Origin of the sequence: Bacillus pumilus (assembly GCF_009937765.1) — a bacterium.
Taxonomy (GTDB): Bacteria; Bacillota; Bacilli; order Bacillales; family Bacillaceae; genus Bacillus; species Bacillus pumilus_O.
In genome coordinates this window covers 949,258-975,445 of sequence record NZ_CP047089.1, presented here as the reverse complement: position 1 = coordinate 975,445, position 26,188 = coordinate 949,258, and the positions used below count along the sequence as shown (strand labels likewise).

At 40.4% G+C, this 26,188-nt stretch carries 22 protein-coding genes, 2 tRNA genes and 1 rRNA gene; 16 read left to right on the top strand and 9 right to left on the bottom strand.

The features are described from left to right. The first annotated feature begins 4 nt into the window (after positions 1-4). Complete coding sequence (locus GPS65_RS04845; protein ID WP_144482163.1) at positions 5-1,252, top strand: exo-beta-N-acetylmuramidase NamZ family protein; 1,248 nt, start codon at positions 5-7, stop codon at positions 1,250-1,252. Positions 1,253-1,291: 39 nt separating this feature from the next. Here GPS65_RS04845 and GPS65_RS04840 read toward each other — a convergent pair whose 3' ends face one another. From GPS65_RS04840 to galU, 8 genes are all read right to left on the bottom strand, one after another. Continuing rightward, positions 1,292-2,257, bottom strand: coding sequence for a bile acid:sodium symporter family protein (locus GPS65_RS04840; protein WP_012008731.1), 966 nt, complete (start codon positions 2,255-2,257; stop codon positions 1,292-1,294). A 58-nt stretch (positions 2,258-2,315) separates the two neighbouring features. Then, positions 2,316-3,758, bottom strand: a complete 1,443-nt coding sequence (locus GPS65_RS04835; RefSeq protein WP_012008730.1) for a SulP family inorganic anion transporter — start codon at positions 3,756-3,758, stop codon at positions 2,316-2,318. Between the two features lie 330 nt (positions 3,759-4,088). Then, positions 4,089-5,057: a flagellin Hag gene (gene hag, locus GPS65_RS04830; RefSeq protein ID WP_012008729.1), complete on the bottom strand. Its 969-nt coding sequence runs from the start codon at positions 5,055-5,057 to the stop codon at positions 4,089-4,091. Further along, positions 5,054-5,230 (bottom strand): hypothetical protein, encoded by a 177-nt coding sequence (locus GPS65_RS19265; RefSeq protein ID WP_176372690.1) that lies wholly within the window; start codon positions 5,228-5,230, stop codon positions 5,054-5,056. Before GPS65_RS19265 ends, hag begins: the two co-directional genes overlap by 4 nt. A 782-nt stretch (positions 5,231-6,012) precedes the next feature. Then, positions 6,013-6,085 (bottom strand) — tRNA-Thr (locus tag GPS65_RS04825). A gap of 1 nt (position 6,086) precedes the next feature. Beyond that, a tRNA-Asn gene (locus GPS65_RS04820) sits at positions 6,087-6,161 on the bottom strand. A 42-nt stretch (positions 6,162-6,203) separates the two neighbouring features. Beyond that, positions 6,204-6,319: ribosomal RNA gene (rrf, locus tag GPS65_RS04815) — 5S ribosomal RNA — on the bottom strand. 286 nt (positions 6,320-6,605) lie between these two features. Next, a complete protein-coding gene (gene galU, locus GPS65_RS04810; RefSeq protein ID WP_119125455.1) occupies positions 6,606-7,487 on the bottom strand; it encodes a UTP--glucose-1-phosphate uridylyltransferase GalU in 882 nt (293 codons plus the stop codon). A 276-nt stretch (positions 7,488-7,763) separates the two neighbouring features. On the opposite strand from galU, the gene wecB reads away from it, so the two are divergent. After that, positions 7,764-8,903: a non-hydrolyzing UDP-N-acetylglucosamine 2-epimerase gene (gene wecB, locus GPS65_RS04805; protein WP_119125454.1), complete on the top strand. Its 1,140-nt coding sequence runs from the start codon at positions 7,764-7,766 to the stop codon at positions 8,901-8,903. Positions 8,904-8,985: 82 nt separating this feature from the next. Here wecB and tagU read toward each other — a convergent pair whose 3' ends face one another. Beyond that, positions 8,986-9,906 (bottom strand): polyisoprenyl-teichoic acid--peptidoglycan teichoic acid transferase TagU, encoded by a 921-nt coding sequence (tagU, locus tag GPS65_RS04800; RefSeq protein ID WP_012011449.1) that lies wholly within the window; start codon positions 9,904-9,906, stop codon positions 8,986-8,988. 182 nt (positions 9,907-10,088) lie between these two features. Between tagU and GPS65_RS04795 the strand changes: the two genes are divergently transcribed. From GPS65_RS04795 to GPS65_RS04730, 14 genes are all read left to right on the top strand, one after another. Then, positions 10,089-10,412: a lipoprotein gene (locus GPS65_RS04795; RefSeq protein WP_012011448.1), complete on the top strand. Its 324-nt coding sequence runs from the start codon at positions 10,089-10,091 to the stop codon at positions 10,410-10,412. Positions 10,413-10,433: 21 nt separating this feature from the next. Continuing rightward, positions 10,434-12,542, top strand: a complete 2,109-nt coding sequence (locus tag GPS65_RS04790; protein ID WP_012011447.1) for a SpoIID/LytB domain-containing protein — start codon at positions 10,434-10,436, stop codon at positions 12,540-12,542. Positions 12,543-12,564: 22 nt separating this feature from the next. Then, positions 12,565-14,055: an N-acetylmuramoyl-L-alanine amidase gene (locus GPS65_RS04785; protein WP_012011446.1), complete on the top strand. Its 1,491-nt coding sequence runs from the start codon at positions 12,565-12,567 to the stop codon at positions 14,053-14,055. Between the two features lie 232 nt (positions 14,056-14,287). Further along, positions 14,288-14,866, top strand: coding sequence for a prolipoprotein diacylglyceryl transferase (locus GPS65_RS04780; protein ID WP_119125453.1), 579 nt, complete (start codon positions 14,288-14,290; stop codon positions 14,864-14,866). Positions 14,867-15,064: 198 nt separating this feature from the next. Beyond that, positions 15,065-15,724, top strand: a complete 660-nt coding sequence (locus tag GPS65_RS04775) for a sugar transferase (RefSeq protein WP_012011444.1) — start codon at positions 15,065-15,067, stop codon at positions 15,722-15,724. An 18-nt stretch (positions 15,725-15,742) separates the two neighbouring features. Continuing rightward, positions 15,743-17,194: a teichuronic acid biosynthesis protein TuaB gene (gene tuaB, locus GPS65_RS04770; RefSeq protein ID WP_012011443.1), complete on the top strand. Its 1,452-nt coding sequence runs from the start codon at positions 15,743-15,745 to the stop codon at positions 17,192-17,194. Then, positions 17,191-18,375 (top strand): teichuronic acid biosynthesis protein TuaC, encoded by a 1,185-nt coding sequence (gene tuaC, locus GPS65_RS04765; protein ID WP_119125452.1) that lies wholly within the window; start codon positions 17,191-17,193, stop codon positions 18,373-18,375. The genes tuaB and tuaC overlap by 4 nt, the downstream gene beginning before the upstream one ends. 79 nt (positions 18,376-18,454) lie before the next feature. Further along, positions 18,455-19,789, top strand: coding sequence for a UDP-glucose 6-dehydrogenase TuaD (tuaD, locus tag GPS65_RS04760; protein WP_012011441.1), 1,335 nt, complete (start codon positions 18,455-18,457; stop codon positions 19,787-19,789). An 18-nt stretch (positions 19,790-19,807) separates the two neighbouring features. Then, positions 19,808-20,737, top strand: coding sequence for an NAD-dependent epimerase/dehydratase family protein (locus tag GPS65_RS04755; protein WP_119125451.1), 930 nt, complete (start codon positions 19,808-19,810; stop codon positions 20,735-20,737). 39 nt (positions 20,738-20,776) lie between these two features. Continuing rightward, complete coding sequence (gene tuaE / locus GPS65_RS04750) at positions 20,777-22,234, top strand: teichuronic acid biosynthesis protein TuaE (protein ID WP_012011439.1); 1,458 nt, start codon at positions 20,777-20,779, stop codon at positions 22,232-22,234. A 72-nt stretch (positions 22,235-22,306) separates the two neighbouring features. Further along, positions 22,307-22,984 carry a teichuronic acid biosynthesis protein TuaF gene (gene tuaF, locus GPS65_RS04745; protein ID WP_012011438.1) on the top strand — a complete coding sequence of 226 codons (678 nt, stop codon included), beginning with the start codon at positions 22,307-22,309 and terminating at the stop codon, positions 22,982-22,984. A 24-nt stretch (positions 22,985-23,008) separates the two neighbouring features. Continuing rightward, positions 23,009-23,764, top strand: a complete 756-nt coding sequence (gene tuaG, locus GPS65_RS04740; RefSeq protein ID WP_012011437.1) for a teichuronic acid biosynthesis protein TuaG — start codon at positions 23,009-23,011, stop codon at positions 23,762-23,764. A 25-nt stretch (positions 23,765-23,789) separates the two neighbouring features. Then, positions 23,790-24,980 (top strand): teichuronic acid biosynthesis protein TuaH, encoded by a 1,191-nt coding sequence (tuaH, locus tag GPS65_RS04735; protein WP_041816361.1) that lies wholly within the window; start codon positions 23,790-23,792, stop codon positions 24,978-24,980. A 130-nt stretch (positions 24,981-25,110) separates the two neighbouring features. After that, positions 25,111-26,178: a glycosyltransferase family 4 protein gene (locus GPS65_RS04730; protein WP_003212692.1), complete on the top strand. Its 1,068-nt coding sequence runs from the start codon at positions 25,111-25,113 to the stop codon at positions 26,176-26,178. Positions 26,179-26,188 lie beyond the last annotated feature (10 nt).

Below are 26,188 nucleotides of genomic sequence, written 5' to 3'. Positions count from 1 at the left end.
TCTCTTGAAAAAAACAGCAAGCTTGATACTCGCAAGCATTCTCATGATGAGCACATTGACCGCCGCCTCCCCCGCAAACCAAGAACGAACAGATACAAAAGGAAAAAAAGCAACAGTCAAAACAGGGATAGAAACACTACTCTCAGGCAATCTTTCATGGTTAAAAGGGAAAAGGGTCGGCCTCATTACGAACCCAACTGGTATTGATGCAAATATGAAAAGCAGTGTCGATCTTCTATTTGAGCATCCAAATATCAAGCTTACTGCTCTTTATGGGCCTGAACATGGTGTGCGCGGCGATGCACAAGCAGGAGAAGGCGTCGAATCCTATACCGATGAAAAAACAGGTCTTCCTGTTTACTCTCTCTATGGAAAAACAAGAAAACCAACGCCTGACATGCTCAAAAATGTAGACGTCTTGCTGTTTGATATTCAAGATGTTGGTTCTCGTTATTACACCTATATTTACACGATGGCCTATGCAATGGAGGCCGCGAAAGAAAACAACATTCCCTTTGTTGTCCTAGACCGTCCAAATCCCATTGGCGGACTAAAAGTAGAAGGACCTGTCTTAGAACCTGAGCACGCTTCATTTGTAGGGCTCTATCCAATACCATTAAGACATGGAATGACCACTGGTGAACTAGCCACATTCTTTAACAAGGAATTTCGTATTAATGCTGATGTCACAGTCATCAAAATGAAATATTGGAAGCGGTCCATGACGTTTGATGACACGAAGCTGCCGTTCGTCCTTCCTTCACCTAATATGCCGACAGTGGATAGTACCTTTGTATATCCCGCCACAGGATTAATTGAAGGGACAAATGTCTCTGAAGGCAGAGGAACAACAAAACCGTTCGAGCTCATTGGTGCTCCATATATCAATAGCAATGAACTAGCAGATCATTTAAATCAATTAAAACTAAAGGGTGTGAAATTTAGACCCGTATCATTCACCCCCACTTTTTCTAAACATGCTGGGAAACTATCACACGGTGTGCAACTATACGTCACAGACCGCTCTTCATTCGAAGCGGTAAAAACAGGTTTATCCATCATCAAAGCCATACATGATTTATATCCAAAAGAATTTGAATTCCTTCAAACAGGAAGCTTTGATAAACTCATCGGGAATGGTTGGATCAAAGAAGAAATCAATCAAGGAACTTCCGTCAAACACATCATGAAACGCTATCATCACGACCTCAAATCGTTCGAAAAGAAACGGAAGAAATATCTCATCTATTAATTCGCAAAAAGACCTCCATCTCATAGGATGGAGGTCTTTTCATGTTAAAGATTTAGTCACAGCAGGTGCTTTTAGCTCAAAACGATTGAGTAAGGAACCAAACAAGGCAGCAAGTACTTGCTGAAACAGCATACCAATCACAACAGGAACAGCCACAGCAGGCGGGAAAAAGCTAATCGCAAGCACAGCTCCGGCACTAATATTTCTCATGCCGCCCGTATACACAATGGCAACAATCTCCCCTTGAGTACATTTCATCACCTTTCCAATCAACCACGCAAATGCATAACCACTCATCGCAATGAAAAAGACAGTCGCTGCTTTGCTAAAAAAGGCAGCATCCAATTCACGCAAATATGGGGCGACAACAGAACTGTTAATCGATACGACAACAAACAAGCCTAATTTTGAAAAAGGAGCCAAGGTCTGACTCATTGCTTTTGTCACCGATGGCTTTGCATACTGACGAACGAGCATCCCTAAAATAGAGGGCAGCACCACCATACCGAACAGCCCTTTCATGATCGCCACCATGTCCATATGGACCTGTGTACCGACGAAGAGTGACAAGCTTACTGGCACAATCAATGGCGAAAGCAATGTATCTATTAAAATGATAGACAACGTTAATCCGACATTCCCTTTATACATTGCCGCCCATATTAAACTAGACACACCTGTCGGAATCACCATCGCAAGCGTCAAACCGGTAATCGTCATAGAATCACCCGCAAATATCAAATGCCCCGCTGACCAAGCATACAGAGGCATCAACACATGCAAAATCATAAACGATAAAATCAAAGGCAATGGATGCATCACCGTATGTTTTAAAGCTGAAAAAGTAGACGACAAGCTCCCTGAAAATGTCATAATGGCAAATACCCAAGGTACCATAAACGTAAAATCCTTTAAATAAGCCGCCAATAAAACACCAAGTAATACACTAATAGGCGTAATAAATGGCATCATACGGCCGAGCACTTGGTTCAAACGCACAAGCATGCCGGCCACCTCCATCCTTCACTTTCTTACCTTTTCTATTGTAACAAACAGAAAGAACTTATGAAGAACCATTCACCTGTTTCACAAGATTTCGACTTTGTGTATCCATTCCAACTATGTCTACTTGTACGCCAGCTGCATGATACTTTTCCTTTACACGTTCTATCGCTGCCACACCCGATTCATCCCATATACGCGCTTCAGATAGATCAATCACAACGGTTTGGAGATCATTCCCCTGATGGAACGCTTGGATGAAATCAGTGACAGAAGCAAAGAAAATTTGACCTTTAATTCGATAAACCCAAGTCCCTACTTGCTTTTCAGTAGAGGTAATATGAAGCTTCGATATTTTTGCCACAAAGAATACAGCGCTAAGTAGCACACCTGCAAAAACACCTTTTGATAAATCATGAGTTAACACCACCGTCACGACCGTAACAATCATCACGATAGAATCTGTTTTCGGATTCTTTTTTAGCTGCTGAAAGGAACTCCAATCAAATGTCCCAACGGAGACCATAATCATCACAGCCACAAGAGCAGCCATCGGAATCTGAACCACAACATCACCAAGTACAAAAATGAGAACCATTAAAAAGGCACCCGCTACAAAGGTAGAAAGTCGGCCACGCCCGCCTGCCTTCGTATTGATCACTGATTGACCAATCATCGCACAACCAGCCATACCACCAAAGAATCCTGCAACCACATTGGCAATCCCTTGACCTCTCGCTTCCTTGTTCTTTCGACTAGACGTCTCCGTCATATCATCAACAATCTGTGCAGTTAAAAGAGACTCAAGTAAACCAACCATGGCTAGCGCTAAAGAATAAGGAAAAATGATAGCAAGAGTCTCCCAGCTAAACGGAACTTGAGGAATCAGAAAAGCAGGCAAAGTACTAGGAAGCTCTCCCATATCTCCAACTGTTCTCACATCAATATGTCCAAATACAGCAATGATCGTCATGACAATAATCGCAATGAGGGGGGAAGGTATCACCTTTACCACCATCGGCAATAAATAAATGATCAGCAAAGCACCGCCTGTCATGATATACATGGCCAATGATTCCCCAACAAAATGCGGAAGCTGAGCCATAAAGATCATAATAGCCAACGCATTCACAAAACCAACCATTACGGATCTCGGAATAAACTTCATCAGACGAGACACTCGGCAAAGTCCAAACACTATTTGAATCAGTCCTGTTAAAATCGTAGCCGCAAACAAGTATTGCAATCCATGATCAGCTACCAAATTAACCATAACCAGAGCCATAGCCCCTGTAGCAGCCGAAATCATACCTGGTCGTCCACCAACAAACGAAATGACAATGGCAATACAAAACGAAGCATACAACCCAACCTTTGGATCAACGCCCGCAATAATCGAAAACGCAATCGCCTCAGGAATTAAAGCCAGAGCCACTAAAATACCCGCCAGCACATCCTGACGCACATATCCAAACCATTCTTGCTTTACAAATAAATCTTTCAAACCATCTACTCCTTTTTATATACATACCGTACACGGAAAAGAAGATCATTCAAACCTGGAGATGAGGAAAGGAAAATAAACAATGCTTCACTTTCGGGGAAAAAGAGGAACGTACAGAGTCTTTTGTTAGAGAGGATAATCATCACTTTAGTAAGAATATAAGAAAGGAACTAAGGAATCAAGCACAAAAAGAAGGAAAGTGTAGAAAATTGATACAAAGCTTCCTTACCAATCGATTTATTCCATCTTCATGAGTCTATTTGTCACTGAGCGAGTCCAACATTTTAAAACAAACAAAAAAGCCCCTATATCAAAGGGGCTTTTGGTTTATTATCGTAATAATTGAAGTACGTTTTGTGGCTGTTGATTCGCTTGTGCAAGCATTGCTTGAGACGCTTGAGAAAGAATGTTGTTCTTCGTGAACTCACTCATTTCTTTCGCCATGTCAACGTCACGGATACGAGACTCAGCAGCTGTTAAGTTTTCAGAAGAAGCACCAAGGTTGTTGATTGTGTGCTCTAGACGGTTTTGAACTGCACCAAGTTTAGAACGTTGTGCAGAAACTTGTTTAATAGCTCCATCAACGATTGCTAACTGATCATCAAATCCACCATCTTCATCAGCTGCAATTGTTTCAAATTTAGATACATCGATATCTTTAACAGATTTACCTGTCTCAGTTTTACCATCAGTGCCTGCAACGCCTAAAGCAGCAGCGCTCATATCTTGAATGTTTACCTTAATTTGTTGTGTAGCATTTGCACCAATTTGGAATACTAAAGCCTCACCATCAGTTGCTGGGGTTGCTGGGATTTCTGGTGTTCCAGCTTCTGAATCTGCAGGTGTGCCAGGTGTACCTGGTGTACCTGTTCCATTAAACGTACCATTTAATAATTTTTTTCCGTTAAACTCAGTACGATTAGAAATACCATCGACCTCATCAACAAGCGCTGTGATCTCATCTTTAATTGCAGTTAAGTCTTCACCTTGCTGTGTACCAGTATTTCCAGCTTGAACAACTAGTTCACGAACACGTTGAAGGATTGAGTGAGTTTCAGTCAATGCACCCTCAGCTGTTTGAATAAGAGAGATGCCGTCTTGCGCGTTTTTTGAAGCCATTTCTAATCCGCGGATTTGTCCACGCATTTTTTCAGAGATTGCAAGACCTGCTGCGTCATCTCCTGCACGGTTGATTTTAAGACCAGAAGAAAGTTTCTCCATGTTCTTTTGGCTCGCACCATTGTTTGCAGACAAACGGTTCAATGTGTTAAGTGCTGCGATATTGTGGTTAATTCTCATTTCCTATTACCTCCATGTAATTTTTTTCGAGAGCTTATCTGTAAGTCCATTTGGATGAAAAGCTCTTCCTTAGAATTTCCGATTTCTAAGGCATGTGTGTAGTAGTAATGCAGAGCACCTTTTGGCTCTCTGACTTTACTACCATATGTAACACCAGTTATGGCAATAATCATGAAATCTCCTTCTTTCAATGCTCACCATAACAAAGAGTATTGTGTTACCTACTATAGACAGACTTACCACATATTTTAGTTTGTGGAAATTGTCAATTTCACAATTTAGACACATTTAACAAGCATATAGGGATGACGAAATTTAATGAACTGCTTTTTATTGAATATTAAGTAAAACAAAAAGGACATATTACGAAAACAGGAGCAGAAACATGATTAGTGTAAAATCGTGTGGAAGCAACACTTTTTCGTATACCCTAGAATCACTCGATAAAGTAACAGAGAAAGAAAAAGGTTTTTGAGAGAAGGATTCACTTCAAAAGAAAAACAATGAAAGTTGCGACTGCAAAAGAATTGCAGCTTCACAGATTTTCAAACGATGAAAAATAAACATCAAAAAAGCCCCTATTCTCTATGGCTAGGGGCTTTACTTTTTTCATTTTTCCAATGTTTTTTGAAGAGCTGCTTTTGTCTTCGGTCCGTTCCATTTCTTATGTGGCAAAACGTTGGCCAATGGAGTTCCTTGCTAATTCAGCAATTAACGAATTAGCATTGTACGTTCTCAACTGCCTTTTCAACTTTAAATAAAATGGTGGAATCGATATAAAGAAAATTCATTTGCATGTAATGCCTCTTACTCATGCTACTAAATCAAATCGGCATATACCTGGTAGTCTCTCAGCGTTTAGGTCATGCGGATTGGTCCCCAAACAAATAAAAAAAGACATAAAAAAAAGCCTTCTCATCATCGAGAAACCCTGTCAGATCAACATTTAGAGGAAAGCTTCCAAGCGGGCTCGAACCGCTGACCTCTTCCTTACCATGGAAGTGCTCTACCTACTGAGCTATGGAAGCATGGCTCCGCAGGTAGGACTCGAACCTACGACCGATCGGTTAACAGCCGATAGCTCTACCACTGAGCTACTGCGGAATGATAAAGTAACTTCTTCCATTGGAAGGATATAAACAAAAAGCTTGGCGGCGTCCTACTCTCACAGGGGGAGACCCCCAACTACCATCGGCGCTGAAGAGCTTAACTTCCGTGTTCGGTATGGGAACGGGTGTGACCTCTTCGCTATCGCCACCAAACCTGATGGAGAGAATGTTCTCTCAAAACTAGATAACAATGTTCAAACTTCACAATAGAATATAGGTTAAGTCCTCGATCTATTAGTATCTGTCAGCTCCACGTGTCACCACGCTTCCACCTCAGACCTATCAACCTGATAGCCACTACTTCTAATTGATTTCTTCTTTCTTCTTCACGTTTCGATAACATGTTTATCCCCCACAGATTATTGTTATTACCCTTATTATACAAAAAAGCTTGTAGACTTTGTCTACAAGCTGAAAGCTGCCAAACATGGCAGCTTTTTTAATATTCTTCTTCTTTTTCAAGAAGTTGTTTCATAAATGGAATGAGTTTCTTTTTCAACTCTTCATCCTGTAGGGCAAACTCCAGAGTTGTTTCAATGAAGCCTTGTTTTTCACCAACATCATATCGTTTTCCTTCGAAGTCATATGCAAAAACACGTTGGATGTCATTTAGCTTTTGAATAGCATCAGTCAGTTGAATTTCTCCCCCAGCTCCAATTTCTTGCTGATCCAAATACATAAAGATTTCTGGTGTGAAAATATATCGTCCTAAGATTGCTAAATTTGAAGGAGCTGTCCCAAGCGGTGGCTTTTCAACAAAGTTTTTTACTTGATAGCGTCGTCCTTCCTGGGTTAGGGGATCAATGATTCCGTATCTATCTGTATCACTATCGGCTACTTGTTGAACGCCAATGATAGAAGAAAGTGTTTTCTCATATTCATCCATCAGCTGACGAAGTCCTGGTGTTTTAGCTTGTACAATGTCATCACCTAGTAAAACAGCAAAAGGTTCATCGCCGATGAACTTACGTGCGCACCAAACTGCGTGTCCAAGTCCTTTAGGTTCCTTTTGACGTATGTAATGAATGTCAGCAATGTTAGAGGATTTTCTCACCTTCTCTAAAAGCGAGCTCTTCCCTTTTTCCTCCAGGTTGCGCTCAAGCTCTGGTGCAAAATCAAAATGATCCTCAATGGCTCTTTTTCCTTTCCCAGTCACAATAATAATGTCTTCAATTCCTGATTCAACAGCTTCTTCAATAATATATTGAATGGTTGGTTTATCAACGATTGGCAGCATTTCTTTAGGCATCGCTTTTGTTGCAGGGAGGAAACGTGTCCCAAGACCTGCAGCTGGTATAATGGCTTTACGTACTTTTTTCAATGAACTTAGCACCTTCCTTAGTAGAAAAAACAATTAATTTTTGTGTTTTTTATCAAATTTTATCAATTAACATAAATATAGTTTAACTTCATATCAATTAAAAGACAATTAAATTCAATTAAAAGAATTTTCTATAATTCAAATTTTGTATGTTAAATGTAAAGGAAAGATAAATTTAGAGTTACTTCAATATACATTTCTTTTTTATATCATTAAATTTATCCTCCAAATTGTGTATAATTGAAAGTAACTATACTAGGAAAGAGGATTAAACAAGTGAAAAAACTAAATGTAATGACTATTTTCGGTACTAGACCTGAAGCGATCAAAATGGCACCACTTGTCCTTGAATTAAATAAACATCCACAGATAAATTCAATTGTTACTGTGACAGCCCAGCACAGAGAGATGCTTGATCAAGTTCTTGAGGCTTTTTCAATTACGCCAGATCATGATTTAAACATCATGAAACAGCGCCAGACATTATCTGAAATTACATCAAATGCACTGTTAAAGCTAGATCAATTATTCCTAGAAGAAAAGCCTGATATTGTCCTTGTCCATGGGGATACAACAACGACCTTTGCAGGCAGCTTGGCAGCATTTTATCACCAAATTTCAGTTGGGCACGTCGAAGCAGGATTGAGAACACACAATAAATATTCGCCGTTCCCAGAGGAATTGAATCGTCAAATGACAGGTACTATTGCCGATATTCATTTCTCTCCTACAGAGGAAGCGAAGCAGAATCTTTTAATTGAAAATAAAAAAGAAGAGACCATTTGTGTGACAGGGAATACAGCGATTGACGCCCTGCAAACAACAGTTACTGAGCATTATCAGCACCCTATTTTAGAAAGAATAGGAACGGATAAAATGATCTTGTTAACGGCCCATCGCAGAGAGAATCTTGGCCAGCCAATGAAAAACATGTTTAGAGCTATTAGACGTGTTGTAGAAGAATTTGAAGATGTTCAGGTTGTTTATCCTGTTCATTTAAACCCTGCCGTACGTGATGCGGCTCAGACAGAATTTAGCGGTCTAGACCGTGTACACTTAATTGAACCGCTTGAAGTCGTTGATTTCCATAACTTTGCTGCCGCTTCACACTTTATTTTAACGGATTCTGGCGGTGTACAAGAAGAGGCACCTTCTCTAGGGAAGCCAGTATTAGTGCTCCGTGATACAACAGAACGTCCAGAAGGCGTGAAAGCTGGGACACTTAAGCTTGCAGGTACGGATGAAGAGACCATTTACAAAATGGCAAAAGAGCTGCTAGTAGATCAGAAGGAATATGACAGCATGTCGAAGGCGTCTAATCCTTATGGTGACGGACAAGCATCGAAACGAATTGTCCAAGAACTTCTTCATCGATTTGGATTAAGTGAAGAAAAACCTGTCCCATTCAAATCATAAAAAAGAAGACTACAGTCATGTAGTCTTCAGATTGTTGACAAAGGGCTAAAATGATCTTGATTTTAGCCCTTTGTCTTCTTTTTTACTGCTCCAAACTGTCCTTCAATTCCTTCTTCACTTTAGCCAGACTGCTATCATCAAGCTGATAATAATAGATATTATTGATGCGAGCTCCCGTTCCTTTCAGCTCGTGCTGCTCCACATGTTGTCTTGCGTCACGGTAGTCATTCATCATCGTCCACATATCATCAAATGACATGTTAGTCTTCATATTGTTTTCCACGACTTTGAACATATCGCCGAACTTTGTAATAGATGAGATGTTTGCCCCTTTAGCAATGATCCCTTCAATGACTTGGCGCTGCCTTTGTTGACGTCCGAAGTCACCCTTTGGATCTTGCTTTCTCATTCTTGTGTAGGCAAGGGCTTGATCGCCATTTAAATTAATTTCTCCTGTGCCAAATGAGTGGCCATCATAGCTGAAAGCAAATGTGCTGTTCACTGTAATGCCGCCAAGTGTATCGACAACATCCTTAAAGCTTTCCATATTGACTTTCACGAAGTAATCAACAGGTACATCAAGCAATTCCTCTACAGTATCAGCTGCCATTTGTGTGCCGCCGAATGCATAGGAGTGGTTGATTTTATCCATTGTGCCTTTTCCGACAATTTTCGTATACGTATCACGTGGGATACTCACCATCTCAGTCGTTTTGGTTTTTGGGTTAACGGTCATGTATATTAATGTATCCGCACGGCCTCGGTCATTTTTTCTTTCATCAACGCCCATGACTAAAATAGAAATCGGGTCTTTCTTATTTAAATCGACATCTTTGTCACGCTTATCTGACTTCTTCAAATTCTCCTGAATGCCTGCCACGGTTGATGCTGCTGTATTCCAAAGATGATATGCATATCCGCCAGTAGCTAATACGAATAAGCCAATAATCGATAAAATAATCCAAAGAACCTTTTTCTTCTTTCGTTTTCTTTCAGCTCTCATAATGTCCCTCACCTTTTCTATGATTCTTCCATGATTATAGGTTTACGAATCTTGATAAACAAGTTATTTTTTTACTCTGAACCTAGATATAGACGTTGTAACAAAAAAAAGGTTTCAAAAAACCTTAAATTTACCTTAAAATATTAAGTTATAAGACGATACAAAGACATGAGGTGAAAAAAATGAAGAAAATCGTCGTTTTACCGTTCTTAATACTACTACTTGGTATCGTGCTCACTGCATGTGGAACGGCTGAGCAGTCCTCGGGAGAAAACAAGACAAGCAGTTCAACTCCTCAGGTGCTGGAAGAAAAAGCTGAATTTATTGGTATGGCTGATGCACATACAGTCGAAGTGAAAAAAGTGAATACGACCTTAAACTATGAATTTACGGATAATTTTAAAGATGTGTTAAATGAATTCAATCCAGGAGATAAAGTAGAAATCTCTTACTTTATTAATGACAGTGGTCAAAAGGAAATTCAAGAAATCAAAAAAGTACAATAGAGAGTCGGTGGGATCATTAAATTGAAAAAATTAAGTCTAACATTTACAACGTTCATCTTACTTTTGCTTGTATTTATGCCAAATGATGCTGCAGCGGCAAGCTCAATTTCTGTTAAATTATCAAACTATGTTGGGAATAAAAACAACTTTAACATATCATCATCCGGCTTATACAAAGTAACTGGTACAAATGTATCTTCCGTCGCTCGATATGATGGTAAGAACCGTTATGAGGTAGCCAATAGTATCGCTTCAGCAGGTTGGAAAAATCCATCTACCATTGTCATTGTAAATCGTGACGCATTTGCAGATGCTATTTCCGCTACACCATTAGCTTATAAACTGAATGCACCTATTTTATATACGAATGCTGAAAAATTAACAAAGACCACTGAAAAGCAAATTAAAAAAATGAATCCTGATAATATTCTCATTATCGGTGGAACAACAAGTGTTTCTTCAGCAACTGAGAAAGCATTAAAGAAATACGGAAAGATCAAAAGAATCAGTGGTAAATCACGTTATGCTGTTTCACAAAACATTGCAAAAGAGATGGGGAACTATAGTGAAGCTATAGTGGCAACAGGAAGCATTTTTACTGACAGTGCTTCAGTAACTCCATATGCTGCAAGAAACGGCTACCCTATTCTGTTAACGAAGAAAGACAGTTTACCCACTTACAAACTCCCGAAAAAAGTTGTGATTATTGGTGGAGAAAAGAGTGTTAGCAAAAAAGTTGAATCTCAAATTAAAAAAACGTCCACTGTGAAAAGAATAGGTGGAGCTAATAGATATGAGGTCTCTGCAAATATTGTAACTGGGTTAAACATGAATGCTAATAAGCTATATTTAGCAAACGGTTCTATTTTCACAGATGCAATTACATTTTCACTTTTAGCAGCCAAGAATAACAGCCCTATGGTACTTGTGAAAGAAAATAGTCTAACATCACCTGTGACATCAATTGTCAAAAAACAGGGGACGTACTCTTTCCAATTGTCTGGTGGAGTAAAATCCATTTCAGCAAGTCTACAATCTAAATTATCAAAAGAATTTTATTTGAAGAATAATAAGGATTATCAATTGAATGTTTCTAACGGAAAAATTTCAATCAAAGGCATTAAGACATTTGGATCTTCAGTAAGAGTTGTTCCAGAGAAATATTCAACTACAAATGTCATTCGAGTTGCTGGGAAAGCATACTTGGGGAACATGAATTTTGCTGTAGAATCAGGCTATATTCGACCAACAAATGAAAACATCCCTTTTGAAGATTATCTTAAAGGGGTTGTGCCGAATGAAATGCCAGCAAGCTGGCATGTTGAGGCATTGAAAGCACAGGCTGTTGCAGCACGTACATATTCTGTAAGCAGTATAGGGAAAGTTGTGCCAGATACAACAGCGTTCCAAGTATATGGCGGTTATAACTGGTCTACAAACTCTACAAAAGCTGTAGATGCTACAAAAGGCAAGGTATTAAAATATAATAATAGTCTGATTTCTGCAACCTATTATTCTAGTAATGGAGGCTACACCGAGGCTAGTGAAGAAGTGTGGTCAAGTGCATTTCCTTACCTAGTCGCAAAAGCAGATACAAAAGATCCAAAAAATGCTTGGACACTTAAACTATCAAAAACTCAATTGAGTACATCACTTAGTGCGTCATCTCCAGCATCTTGGTGGAGTAAGACAGCAGAAACAAATGCAAGTCAGTTGAATGGGTTGAAGAACTGGATTCTAAAAAATAAAGAAACATCAGCTTCAGAGATTAAGATTGCTAATATTTCTAGTGTCACCTTTTCTGGGAAAACAAAAGGGCAGAGAGCAAAAACAGCCTCTTTGAAAGTTAGCTATCACTTAAAAAATAAAACAGGTTCCTACAGTATGAATAAATCAGCAACACTTAGTTTTAAAATGACTGAATTTAGATCAATACTGGGTGCCACTAATTTAAAAAGCACATACGCTTCAGTCAAGAACAACACCAATGATTTCACTATCACAGGAAAAGGATATGGACATGGAGTTGGAATGAGTCAATATGGAGCGAAAATGAGAGCTGAATCAGGAAGCACATACTCAAGCATTTTGTCATTCTATTATCCAGGCGCAAAATTAACAACAAATTAAAATATTAAGGGAGGTTATACACGTGCGCTCTATCATAAAAGTAGTATTTTTAAGTGTAATAGCTATGTGTCTGTTTCTTCCATCTGCACTTGCTGACAATTCAGTCACAAGAATTGATGGGAAAAACCGTTATGCTGTTGCGGTGAATGCGGCGAAAAAAAGTTGGACAACATCAAGTACAGTTGTTCTTGTAGGGAAAGATGCATATGCGGATGCATTAAGTGCAGTTCCTTTTGCATATCAAAAAAATGCACCTGTTCTTTTTACAAACAGTACTAGTTTATCTACAGATACGAAAAAAGGCCTTCAAAGTCTAAAAACAAAGAATGTGATTATTCTTGGTGGCACAAAAAGTGTCTCTGGAAAGGTAACAACTCAGCTTAAATCGATGGGGATTTCTGTGAAACGTATTAGTGGTAAGAACCGCTATGACTTAGCAGCAAATATCGCAAAACAAATGAAAAGCTCTAGTACGGCTGTTGTAGCCAATGGCTTTGCTTATGCAGATGCCGTTGCCATTGCACCTTATGCTGCAAAACAAGGCTATCCAATCTTATTAACAAATGATAAAGGTTTACGTTCGGAAACTTCAGCGGTCATGAAAAGCCGAGGAGTTAAAAATACCATTGTCATTGGTGGGGAGTCTAGCGTAAATAAATCAGCTTATGCTCAGTTGCCTTCACCTGGAAGAATTGGTGGAGCAAATCGTTATGAAGTCGCAGCAAATATTGTGAAGAAATACAATATGAGTACGAGCACTACGTATATTAGTAATGGTTTTGCCTATGCGGATGCCGCTTCAGGAGCTAGTATCGCTGCTAAGCAAGGTAAAGCTTTTATTTTCACAAATGAAAAAACATTACCAAAAGCAACTAGACAAATAATTGGTTCGAAGAAGATCACTTCATTTAGTATTCTAGGTGGTACATCCACTGTGACGAATACTGTGGTTTCCCAATTGAAAAACCCTGTCGTCGGGAAAAAAGTATTCATCGATCCAGGTCATGGTGCACATGATTCAGGAGCAGTAGGCTACGGGTTATATGAAAAGAACTTGAATTTAGATGTAGCGAAACGTTTAAATACGAAATTAAACAATGCTGGTGCACTTACAACGATGTCAAGAACATCAGATACATTTGATAGTCTCCAAACACGAGTGAGCAAAGGTGCGTCGGCAAATGCAGATATCTTCATCAGTGTCCATGCGAACTCAAATGATAACAGCAGTGCAAACGGAACAGAAACGTATTATGATAAAACATATGCGTCTGCAAACAGCTTGAAGCTTGCGCAAAACATTCAGCCGAAAATGGTCAGTGCACTTGGTACAAGAGACCGTGGTGTGAAAACAGCTGGATTCTACGTGATTAAATATTCTAAAATGCCGAGTGTTCTTTTAGAAACTGGTTTTGTGTCAAGTCCAGTCGATTCAAATATCTTGAAATCAGCTACGTATAAAGATCGTTTAGCGTCAGGCATTTCAAGCGGTGTGTCAGGTTACTTTAGATAAGAAAATACAAAGATGAGGGGTGCCTCAGATACTCCTCTTAGGCTGCTCGAGAACGTCTCTCGGCAGCCTTTTTTCAAAAGTCTATGAAGTAATCGAGTCGCCGATGATGTGTCAAGTTAAAAATACATTTCATTTCTAGTTATCTTTGTTATAATTGAAATATAAAAGGTGATGGTTTACGCATGAATCTTCAAGCGACAGCCAATCGACAAATCATGAAGAGGTGACAATTTTGAAAAAATTAATCACAATGCCGTTTCTAGTATTGCTTCTAGGTGTCTTACTCACAGCGTGCGGCACAACAAATCAATCAAACGACAACAATAAGGATGACAGCAAAAAGGAAACAACCGAAGCAGCTGATCAAAAGAAAGAAAATGCTTCAGAGGAAAAGGAAAAAACAGAAGATCAATCATCAAATGAAAAAGCAGATGATCAAAGCAAAGAAACAGTTGCTCAAAAAGAAGAGCAATCTGGTCAATCTGATGAAGACGCAAAAGACAGCTCAAGTAAAGAAATCACAAAAGAAGAACCAGCTAAAGAACAATCAAAAACTGATTCTAAAACAAAGAAAGAATCAACAACAAATAAGCAAAATGAAGTCACCAAAGAAGGCACATATGTCGGCTTGGCTGATGGACATACCATTGCTGTGAACATTGATGGCAAAGAAGTCGCTATTCAATTCGGAAATACGTTTTCTAAACAAGTGAACAGCTTAAAAGAAGAATCCAAAGTGAAAGTCACTTATACAAAAGATGCAAACGGAACCCTTCGATTAAAAACCATCGAATCTGTTAAAGCAAAATAAAGAAAAGACCGGAGACCCGCAGAATTGCGGGTCTTTTTTACGTTGAAAAGGGTATAACTTGATATAAGTGCACATTCTTAACACAGTTTTACAAGACTTAACAGCGCATTTACATTTGCTTAATGTTGCTCTGCTAAACTGACTTTCATAGAACATCTCTTTACACAACAACTACTTTGAATGGTGAGGTGCAGGTCAGTGAGTGCAGAGAAAGCGATGAATCTTTATAGAGAATATGAAGTGAGACGAAACCACTCTTTTGCCTTAACAGAACATATGGTTCGTTATTTATTTGCAAAACGTTTCATAGATTTAATGTTCTCGTTCATCGGATTGATGTTGAGTACGCCAATCATTTTGCTGTTTGCTCTTTTGATTAAGCTGGAAACACCGGGACCAGCCTTTTATATGCAGGAGAGGGTCGGGAAAGATGGTGTTTACTTTAAATTATGGAAGCTCAGATCGATGAGAATCGATGCTGAAAGCGGAGGAGCGAAATGGGCACAAAAAAATGATCCACGTATCACCAAAGTGGGAGCCTTCATTCGTAAAACAAGAATCGATGAACTTCCGCAATTTATCAATGTGTTAAAAGGAGAAATGAGTATCGTAGGTCCGCGGCCAGAAAGACCGATGTTTACCGCAGAATTTAACCGGACGATTCCAGGTTTTACGAAAAGATTAACGGTCAAGCCGGGACTGACAGGTCTTGCTCAAGTAAATGGAGGATATGAAATGAGTCCAAGTGAAAAATTAACACATGACTTACATTATATTCAAAACTTGACATTTTCTCTCGACACGAAGATTATGGTAAAAACGTTAAAAGTCATCATGACGGGTGACGGAGCCAGATAAGTAAAGTAGGGAAGAGAAATGGCAAGTATGAAAAAACGAATGCTAGGCGGGGCGAAATGGACAAGCTTGTCCGCATTCATCATTACGATCATCCAAATCGCACAGTTCGCCTTTTTAGGGAATGTGATGTCACTGAAAGAGTTTGGACTCGTTGGTATGATCACAACTGTCACAATATTTACGCAGATTTTACTTGATCTAGGGATCGGGGCAGCGATCATCCAAAAAGAACAAACAACAGAACGGCAATTATCTACATTATATTGGATCAATTTACTCACTGGAGTTGTCTTATTCTGTTTACTCATTCTAGTTAGCCCAATGATTGCCGCTTTTTATAACCGACCAGAGCTGGAGGGGTTGCTGAAACTATTATCGATCATGTTTCTGATTGCTCCTATTGGCCAGCAATACCAATACATGATGCAAAAGGACCTAGCTTTTAAAACACTAAGTGCCATTGAAGCCGTTGCGACCATGATATCGCTGATTGTTTTACTCGCATTGGCCTTCTTCATCAATCCGATTGTAGCCTATGTCGTTTCTCAAGTGCTGCTGCAATCAGGAAAAGGGCTTATGTATGCCGCAGCTTATTGGAAGAAGTGGCGCCCAGCACCTGTTTTTGCATTAGGAGAAGTGAAAGAGTTTTTCTCATTCGGTGCTTTCCAGCTCGCATCCAGACTGGTCAATCGAGCAGGATCGAATATAGACATGATTTTAATCGGCCGGTTTCTTGGAGCAGAAGCGTTAGGTATTTATAGCTTGGCGTATCAAATTGTGACGATTCCCGTGCTGAAGATCAATCCGATTGTGACGAGAGTGGCTTTCCCTGTTTTTGCAAAAAGCCAGCGTGATCACTCCATGCTGCGAGAGGGCTTCCTCAGTATGACGAATATGCTCGCATTGATTAGCTTTCCGCTATTAGTCGGTCTTGTTGCTGTATCAGATAGCTTTATAGAAGTAGTGTTTGGAGAGAAATGGCTCGTAGCTGTTCCGGTTCTTAATATATTGTGCATTGTTGGCCTTCTGCGTGTGCTGATGAATCCAAACGGGTCCATACTTCTTGCAAAGGGGAGAGCGGACTTAGCCTTTTATTGGGATATGGGAATGCTTCTTGTGTATGGAACCGCCTTATATGTAGGTGTCAGCACAGGCAGTCTGCTCACAGTAGCTTGGGTTTACTCAGGTGTCAGCCTGCTCAACTTCATTGTTGGCAGATGGCTCATGGCTTATGTCATTCAGCTAGATATGAAGGTGTATTTAAAATCACTTGGCAAACCTGCTGTTATGACGCTATTGATGGCCGCCTGTGCGGTAGCCCTGCATCAAGGGATGAAGCTGACATCAGCGGATATTTTACTTCAATTAGGACTGACGATTTGTGTCAGTGCTGCATTGTACGGCTTGCTGCTCATCAAAATGTATCCGCAGGTGGCAGGCAAATTAATGAGAAGAGGTCGTTCGTCATGAAGGTGCTATGGCTGACAAGTGTATATCCTAGTGAAAGACATCCAAGTGAAGGTGTATTCCATGAAACGCAAGTACAGGAGCTGCTCAAACAAGGAATACAAGTGACCGTCATCTGTCCCAACCCAGTTAATCCACCGATTTTGCGGATGCTGAAGGCGTCCTATCGGCAGAAAAAGGATCTGCCCGAACAGGAAATGAGAAACGGAGTGACCGTATACAGGCCGCCCTATACAGCACTCCCCGGACAGCTGAAATGGGCACAGCCGAGTAAACGAATAGCGGCTTCTGTTCTCGGCGCTATGCAGCGTTATCAGCTGTCACCAGATTTTATCCATGCGCACTTTGCAATGCCATCTGGCGGAGCAGCGGCTGTGATTCAGCAAAAAACGAAAATTCCTTATCTTTTGACCTTACATGGCAGTGATGTGAACGTGTATCCGAGCTATAGTAAAGGGGCATATGCAGCCTTTGAAACGGCGGTGAAACAGGCATCGGCAGTTCTGACGGTGAGTGAAGAGCTTGCTAAAAAGACAAATGACATGACGAAAGTAGAAGCGCAATGCCTCCCGCTCGGTATTCCGCTCCAGTCATTTTCTAAAACGGAAGAAGATCAACAAGTCATCAGGGAAAAGTTAGGCTTACCCCTTCACGACAAGCTCGTTGTCTTCGTCGGCCGATTAGTCAAAGAGAAAGGTTTGCTTGAATTAGTTGAAGCTATCAGTGGCATGGATGGTGTGAAAGCAGTTTTTGTTGGAAAAGGCCCCCTTGCAAAAGAGCTCACAGAACGGGCTGGAGCATCCATTATACTCCCAGGGCAGGTGCCGAATGATCAGGTGAAAGACTATTTAATGGCAACCGATCTGTTTACGCTTCCGTCCTATAGTGAAGGAATGCCAACCGTCGTTCTGGAGGCGCTCGCTTTAAAAGTACCTGTCATTGCGACAAGAGTCGGTGGTCTTCCAACCTTATTTTCTAGCTATCAACACCTGCTCGTTGATCCGCATTCGGCAAATCAGTTAAAAGAGGCCATTCACGCCTACCTTTATGAAAACAGGTGGAATGAGCAAGTAAAAAGCGATCTACATCAAATCGTTCATACAGAATATTCATCAGAAAATAATGCGAAGCAGCTCATACAGCAATATGAAAAGGTGCTTCATCAATCAAGATCCATCGTTTAAACAAGATGAAATGTGCAAAGAATGATAGATAGATAAACAGCTTGGAACGGACAATATGCTTTTACTGAGAGGATGAAAAATGTTGAAGAAAATTGCTGTGATTGGAACAGGGTATGTCGGGTTAGTATCGGGTACTTGTTTTGCTGATATCGGAAATCGTGTCATCTGCTGTGACATTGATGAATCAAAAATCAACAGCTTAAAAAGTGGTGTCGTTCCCATTTATGAACCGGGTTTAAAGGAATTGATTGAAAAGAATACCGAAGAAGGAAGACTGTTTTTTACAACCAATATTCCTGCTGCTATCAGGGAATCAGACATTATCTATATTGCTGTAGGGACTCCGATGACAGCACAGGGAGAAGCAGATTTAACGTACGTGAAAGCTGTCGCTCAAACAATTGGTGAACATTTAAATGGCTACAAAATCATCGTCAATAAAAGCACAGTGCCCGTTGGAACAGGCCGGCTCGTTCAAGCCATTGTCGAAAAAGCATCGCGCAGTAAGTATCCTTTTGATGTCGTATCCAATCCAGAATTTCTCAGAGAAGGCTCTGCCATCAAAGATACGATGAATATGGAGCGGGTGGTTATAGGGTCTACAAGTTCTCATGCATCGGAAATCATTAAGACGTTACATGAACCGTTTCAAACAGTAGTGGTTGAAACCAACCTAGAAAGTGCAGAAATGATTAAATACGCAGCAAATGCGATGCTTGCAACCAAAATTTCTTTTATCAATGATATTGCCAATATTTGCGATCGAGTGGGTGCAGATGTTGAGAAAGTATCAGAAGGCGTTGGTCTAGATAGCCGAATTGGACAGAAGTTTTTAAAAGCCGGAGTTGGTTTTGGAGGTTCCTGCTTCCCGAAGGATACCAAGGCACTATTAAAAATAGCTGAAACAGTAGGTTATCGTTTTAAGTTAATTGAATCTGTTGTCGAAACAAATACACATCAACGAGCGTATCTCGTGAAGAAATTGATGGATGTCTATGGTGACATCAAGGGAAAAACGATCTCTGTATTAGGATTGGCATTTAAACCTAATACAAATGATTTAAGATCCTCTCCTGCTCTTGATATTATTCCAATGTTGCAAGATCTAGGAGCTTATGTAAAAGCGTATGACCCAATTGCTCACTTAGAAGCGAAGAAGATCCTTGGAAACCAAACGATATTCAGTGACAACCTATATCAAACTATAGAGCATTCAGATGCATGTTTCATCTTGACTGAATGGGAAGAAGTATTAAAAATGGATATGGAGAAAGTCAGAAGACTACTTCAACGTCCAGTGATCATTGATGGACGTAATATATTTGAACCAGAACAAATGAGAAAAAACGGCTTTATTTATCATTCGATCGGTCGTCCTCATGTACAGGATGTTAAGATGTTATTAGAAGCTTGATTTTTAGGAGGAACTTGGATGAAGAAAGTATTGGTTACTGGAGGTAGTGGATTTATAGGTTCACATACTGTTGAAGAATTAATAAACAAAGAATATGAAGTCATCGTGCTTGATAACTTTTCAACAGGTAGGAAGGAAAATATTGCACATTTATCTGTTCCGTGTATTGAAGAGGATGTAACAAAACCAGAAGTGGTTGAAATTATTAAAAAAATCGCACCAGACTATATCATTCATCTTGCTGCACAAGTAAGTGTCGCAGTATCGGTCAATGATTATATATATGATCAAGAAGTGAATATTAAAGGATCTCTGCATGTGATCAAAGCGGCTTCAGAGGCTGGTGTCAAGAAAGTGGTATTTGCCTCATCAGCCGCTGTCTATGGAGATCCTGTGTATCTGCCAGTAGACACCGCTCACCAGTTAAAGCCTGGTTCGCCGTATGGTTTATCAAAACTCACAGTAGAGCGGTACTTAGAAATGGCAAAAACATTGTATGATGTGGACTATTGTATTCTTCGGTATAGCAATGTTTATGGTCCGCGACAAGACGCACTTGGCGAAGGGGGGGTTGTCTCGATTTTCTCTGATAAGTTTGCAAAGGATGAGGCCCCTTTCATTTTTGGGGACGGGGAACAAACAAGAGATTTCATCTATGTAGGTGATCTAGCAGCAGCGAATGTTGCGGCTTTAACAGCTCAATCAAACGTTTGTTTAAATATTTCATGTGGGGATTCGATCACTGTGAATGAGCTGTTTCAAACGATGAAGCGAGTGACGGGGTCGCATCTTGAACCAATTTACAAGGCGCAGCGTGCAGGGGATATTGTGCATAGTACATTGTCAAATGAGGAAACGAAACAAGTCTTATCATGGGAGCCTGTTGTGAGTTTACAGGAAGGTTTGGCTCGTACCATTTCCTACTATGAACAGGAAGTCAAGGCTTAATCCCTCAAATCGGATGGGTTGCTTAGGAGGATAATGGGTATGAGTGTGAAACAAACAGCATGGCAAATCATGATTGGATGTATTTTGTTTGCAGCAGGGATTGGGCTTGTACAAATGACATCCACCCAGCCCGTTGGGTTAAAGAAAATGGTGGCTGTTCCGGTAATACTTCTGATCCTGGCTGCTGCTCTCGTGTTGATGAAGTTGTACATGAATGGTGAGCAAATCTTCATGTCAGCCATCTATCTTTTGACTACATTGACCTTTCTCAACAACGCTTTTTTTTCTATTAGTGCTGGATTCTTTAGCCTTTTTCTCTACCGTATCATGCTCATCGCCGCCTTTGCTTTATTCATATGGCGGATGAGAGAAAAGGGGACGTACATATCTCAATGGCAGCAGATTCGTGTCAAAGGTATTCTTGGTTTTTTCTCAGCATGGTTTCTTTACGGACTCATCTCACTGCTTTGGGCGCATTCAGTCACAGACGGCCTGAAATATATGTCCCTTCTTGCAATGGGAATGGGATTTGTCTTTCTAGTCGTCATGTATATTCAGCGAATGGACCAAGTGGTGACCTTTTATAGCATTTGGCTCGTGATGACTGTGTTTGTGATGGGGATTGGGTTCTATAATCACTTTACATTGAACCATTTACCGAATACCTCATTATATCTAGGGCCAGCATATAAACAGCACTATCCTACATCTGTCTTTTTTAATCAGAATGACTTTGCAACGTTTTTATCGATTAGTTTCTTCTTATATCTAGCGTGCATGCGTCAAATGAAAAACGGTTATATCAAAGCGTTTGGATTACTAGGTGCAATCGCCGCGCTGTATCTCATTTTGTTAACCGAATCCCGCGCCAGTTTGCTTGGCATATTTGCAGGAGTGGCGATCTATGTGTGGCTACTGCTCCCGCGTGTTCTCAAAAAGTGGTCAATCATTGCCGCAAGCGGACTTGTCGTCATTGGTATCGCTGTCTTTTCAGCCAAGATTTATTCGACTTTTTATGACTTGTTTCTCGCTTCTCAGATCGCTCATTCTTTTAGTGAACCACTCCCGTCTAACATCGCGAGAGCGAATTTGATGAAAAATGCTTGGCACTTCTTTACGAATTCATACGGATTCGGGGTTGGAGCGGGGAATGTGTCTTACTATTTAGCTCACTTTTCGATCTTTGATACAGACCAGGTCGTAGAAGTGCACAATTGGCTGCTGGAATTGATGACGAACTTTGGATTTGCAGTCATGCTGGGCTATATCTCACTATACGCCTATCTCATGTTCACACTTTACAAGCAATACAAATGGGCTGACACAAGATCAGCAAAAATGATCATTGAGGGGTTGTTTGCAGCCATGCTGAGCTTTCTCGTTTCAAGTATCAGTCCTAGCTCCATCTCGAATTTATATTTTCACTGGGTATTTTTAGGACTGGTGATCGCAGCGGTGAATATGTTGAAAAACAAACAACGACTCAAACTATGGTAAACCGTGTGTGATGCTTTGTATGTATGGCTACACTAGTGAAAGAGCAAATAAGTCAATGTTGGGAGAATGAACATGTCTGGTTTCATATCTAGGATAGGGAAACGAATCAAAAAGTACATCGTATGGCTCATACTGCTGCCTATCGTATTAGGTGCCTTTGGTTTCTTTTTTGCTAAAGGAACTACGCAGCAGTCTAGTTATACAGCGGCTGTTACCCTCACTCTCGGTAAATATGATGATGGGGTGTATAACAATATGGCAGAAGTGACATCTCTATTAAAAAGCGATGCCTTTCTAAATGAAGCACTCAGTGATGTGAAAGAAGAAGAAAGACAGGATATGAAAACCCGTCTCATCCTTACCAATCAATCAGATACACAATTACAGTTGTCGTTCACTGATGCCGATAAGGATCGTGCTTTGGCTGTCGTGAAGCAGGTGTCGAATACATTTCTCAAGCAAGATAAAGCATTATTTACAAAAAGGCAGCAGGTTATTGAAAGTAGATTAGCTGCACTTCAAGACGAATCGGTCAGCAATGATTCAAAAGTTGATAAAGAACGATTCTTATATGAATTGGAGTCTACAAAGCTTGGAATGAAGCAGGCAAAGATTGTCGATCCTGCCCAAGTACTTGATGAGGGCAATAAAGGCATGTCAGCCAAAAAACGGGCACTGCTTGGGCTTGTCATTGGCTTTAGCATCTCGCTCATGTTTGTCGTCTTACCCGAAGTGTTCAAAGAATCTTAATAATGAACTGGAGATGAGTCTTAGGTGAACAATCAACCGTTAGTATCCATCATTACACCTGCGTATAATGCGGAACGTTATTTAACGGATACAGTTCATTCCGTCCTTGCCCAAACCTATTCCAATTGGGAGCTGATCATTGCAGATGATTGTTCTACAGATGGAACTAGAAAGCTATTAGGGGATTTAAGTCAAGCGGACGACAGAATCAACGTCATTTATTTAGAGGAAAATGGGGGAGCTGCCATTGCTAGAAACGCAGCCATCAAACAGGCAAAAGGACGCTTTATCGCTTTTCTAGACAGCGATGATATGTGGAAAGAGACGAAGCTCGAAAAACAGGTAGACTTCATGCTGACAAATGATTATGCCTTTACATTTACGGCATATGACATCATTGCAGAAAACGGAGAACCATTTGAAAAAACCGTCACTGCGCCAGCGAGATTGGACTATAATGAAGCCTTGAAAAACACCATTATCGGCTGTTTAACGGTCATGCTTGATCTTGAAAAGGTAGGACATGTGGAAATGCCAAACATTCGCACAAGACAGGATTTAGCTACATGGCTGTCTATATTAAAAAGAGGGTTTACAGCCTATGGGATGAGTGAACCGCTCAGTGAATATCGCATCGTTGGGAACTCCATCTCTAGTAACAAGTGGAAAGCAGCGAAAAAAACGTGGTTTGTCTACAGAGAAATTGAGCAGCTTCATTTTGTGAAAGCGTCCTGGTGTTTTATGCACTATGCGACAAATGCTGTGAAGAAACGCTTATAAACAGAAGGGAAAAAAGGTGATAAAGGTGAAAGCAGACTCGATCATACATGTTGTCGTAGCGACGGGAGAATGGGGACAGGACGGACTAAGGTACAGACGGCATCGGCTGGCCGAATTTCTAGCATCTGATCCAGAAACAAAAGAAGTCATCTGGGTATGCCCGTCATCATCTCGTCATATAGCTCCCTTTCAGCCCATAACCGATCGAATGAAGCAATTGACCATTCCCGATGTGCTCAAGAGCAAATTATTTCGCTTTGGTCGATATCAAGACATGTTCTATATTCATAAATTATCCCCTCTTCTTGAACATTTGCGGCAGGAGGAAAAGAAGGGGATTGCCGTTTGTTTATGGTATACGTTTCCGGGCTTTCCGCTCTTATCTTCTTTATTTGAATGGAAACATATTGTCTATGATTGCAGTGACCTGTGGGGAGAGCCGATAAGCGGCAACCATAACATCCTTTCTTATATGAGGCAGCGTGTCATTGTTAAAGCAGAAAATCGAATTATTAAATACGCACACAGCATTACATGCTCTTCTCAATATTTACACGATCAAATCAAAAAACGTCTGATGGGAGAACCGAAAGATGTGTTTACAGTGGAAAATGGTGTCGAGTACGATGTGTTTGCGAAAAGCAATCTTCCGTGTAAAGAAGATGTGCTGGAAGGAAGAGAAGGAACCGTGCTCGGTTTTATCGGAGGAATCAAACCAAAACTCGATTTTGACATGATGGCTGAAGCTGCTCGCATGCGGCCTGATTGGACATTTTTATTTGTCGGTCCGGATGGAACGAATGGAGATCCATCTTTTCAGCATGCGCTTAAACTGCCTAATGTGATTTGGACAGGAGCTGTTGCAGCAGAAGAAGTGCCTGCTTATATGAAGCTGATTGATGTAGGGATGATGCCATACAAACAATCCCCTTATAATCAAGCGGTGTTCCCACTCAAGCTTTATGAATTTTTAGCTGCTGGAATACCGGTTGTCGGTTTAAATCTCCCTTCAACGGAAAGGCTAAAAGAGAAGAATGTGTATGAATATTTAGTGGGCGATGATCCTGCGCTCTTCATAGAAGCCTGCCTAAAAGTGATCAGCAAAAAAGACGACACGGCTTTTAGACACCTAAGACAAAGCCGAGCGAAGAAAAAAGATTGGCACGCGCTGTTCACAAACATGGTGGAACTAACGAATATTAAAGAAAACGCATAATTCATTCAGGATTGTGCGTTTTTATTTGTTTCATCACTGGGGAGGTTGTGATCATCCTCTATTCAATTGTATAATGGAAAGAGCGGCCAATATACAAAATACAGATTTCAATTTAGAAGGAGACTGACCTATGGATTACGAACGCGCCTTATTAGCGTTTTTTGTCTCTCTGGCTACAGTTTTAATTGTGACACCAATCGTCAAGAAGTTTGCAATTAAGATTGGTGCAGTGGACCAGCCGAATAAACGAAAAGTTCATGATAAAGTAATGCCTCGAATGGGTGGTTTGGCAATTTTTATTGGAGTAGCGGCTGGAGCATTAGCAGGCGGGCTGTTTCTACATAATAAAATTACAGCAATTTCAGTTGGTGCCGTACTCATCGTCATTTTAGGTATATTTGATGATAAATATAATTTAAGTGCAAGATTTAAATTTCTCGTACAAGTCCTTGTTGCTTGTTTGATTGTGAGCACGGGCTTAAAAATGGACTTCTTCTCTGTTCCTTTTTTAACAGATCGAATTGAGTTAGGATGGATGGCTTATCCCCTCACCGTGCTATGGATTGTCGGTATTACAAATGCCATCAATTTAATTGACGGCCTTGATGGACTAGCTGCCGGTATATCTGTCATCGGTTTATCAACAATTGCAGTGATGGCATTTTCTGCTGACAAGATTCTGATTCTTTCTTTATCTCTTGTCGTCATTGGCAGTACGATCGGCTTTCTCTTTTACAACTTTCATCCGGCGAAGATTTTTATGGGAGATACCGGTTCGCTATTTTTAGGCTATATGATCTCGGTGCTGTCACTTTTAGGCTTATACAAAAGTGTCACTTTGTTTAGTGTTGTTGTTCCTGTGATCATTCTAGGTGTTCCTATATTTGATACGACCTTTGCGATCATTAGGCGTATATTAAACAAACAGCCGATTTCATCACCGGACAAATCTCATATTCATCATAGACTAATGGCCTTCGGCTTGTCCCATCGCATGGCTGTCATCGTGATTTACATGATTGGGTTAGTCTTTAGCTTAAGTGCGATTTTGCTGACAAGCGCGACCATTTGGTTATCGCTCATCATTATTTTTTTACTGGTGATGTTTATGCAAGTGATTGCGGAAGTTACGGGTTTGGTCAACGAAGAGTTCAAACCATTTACGAAATTTTATAAACGAATGGTCAAAAGACAATAAAAAACAGCCC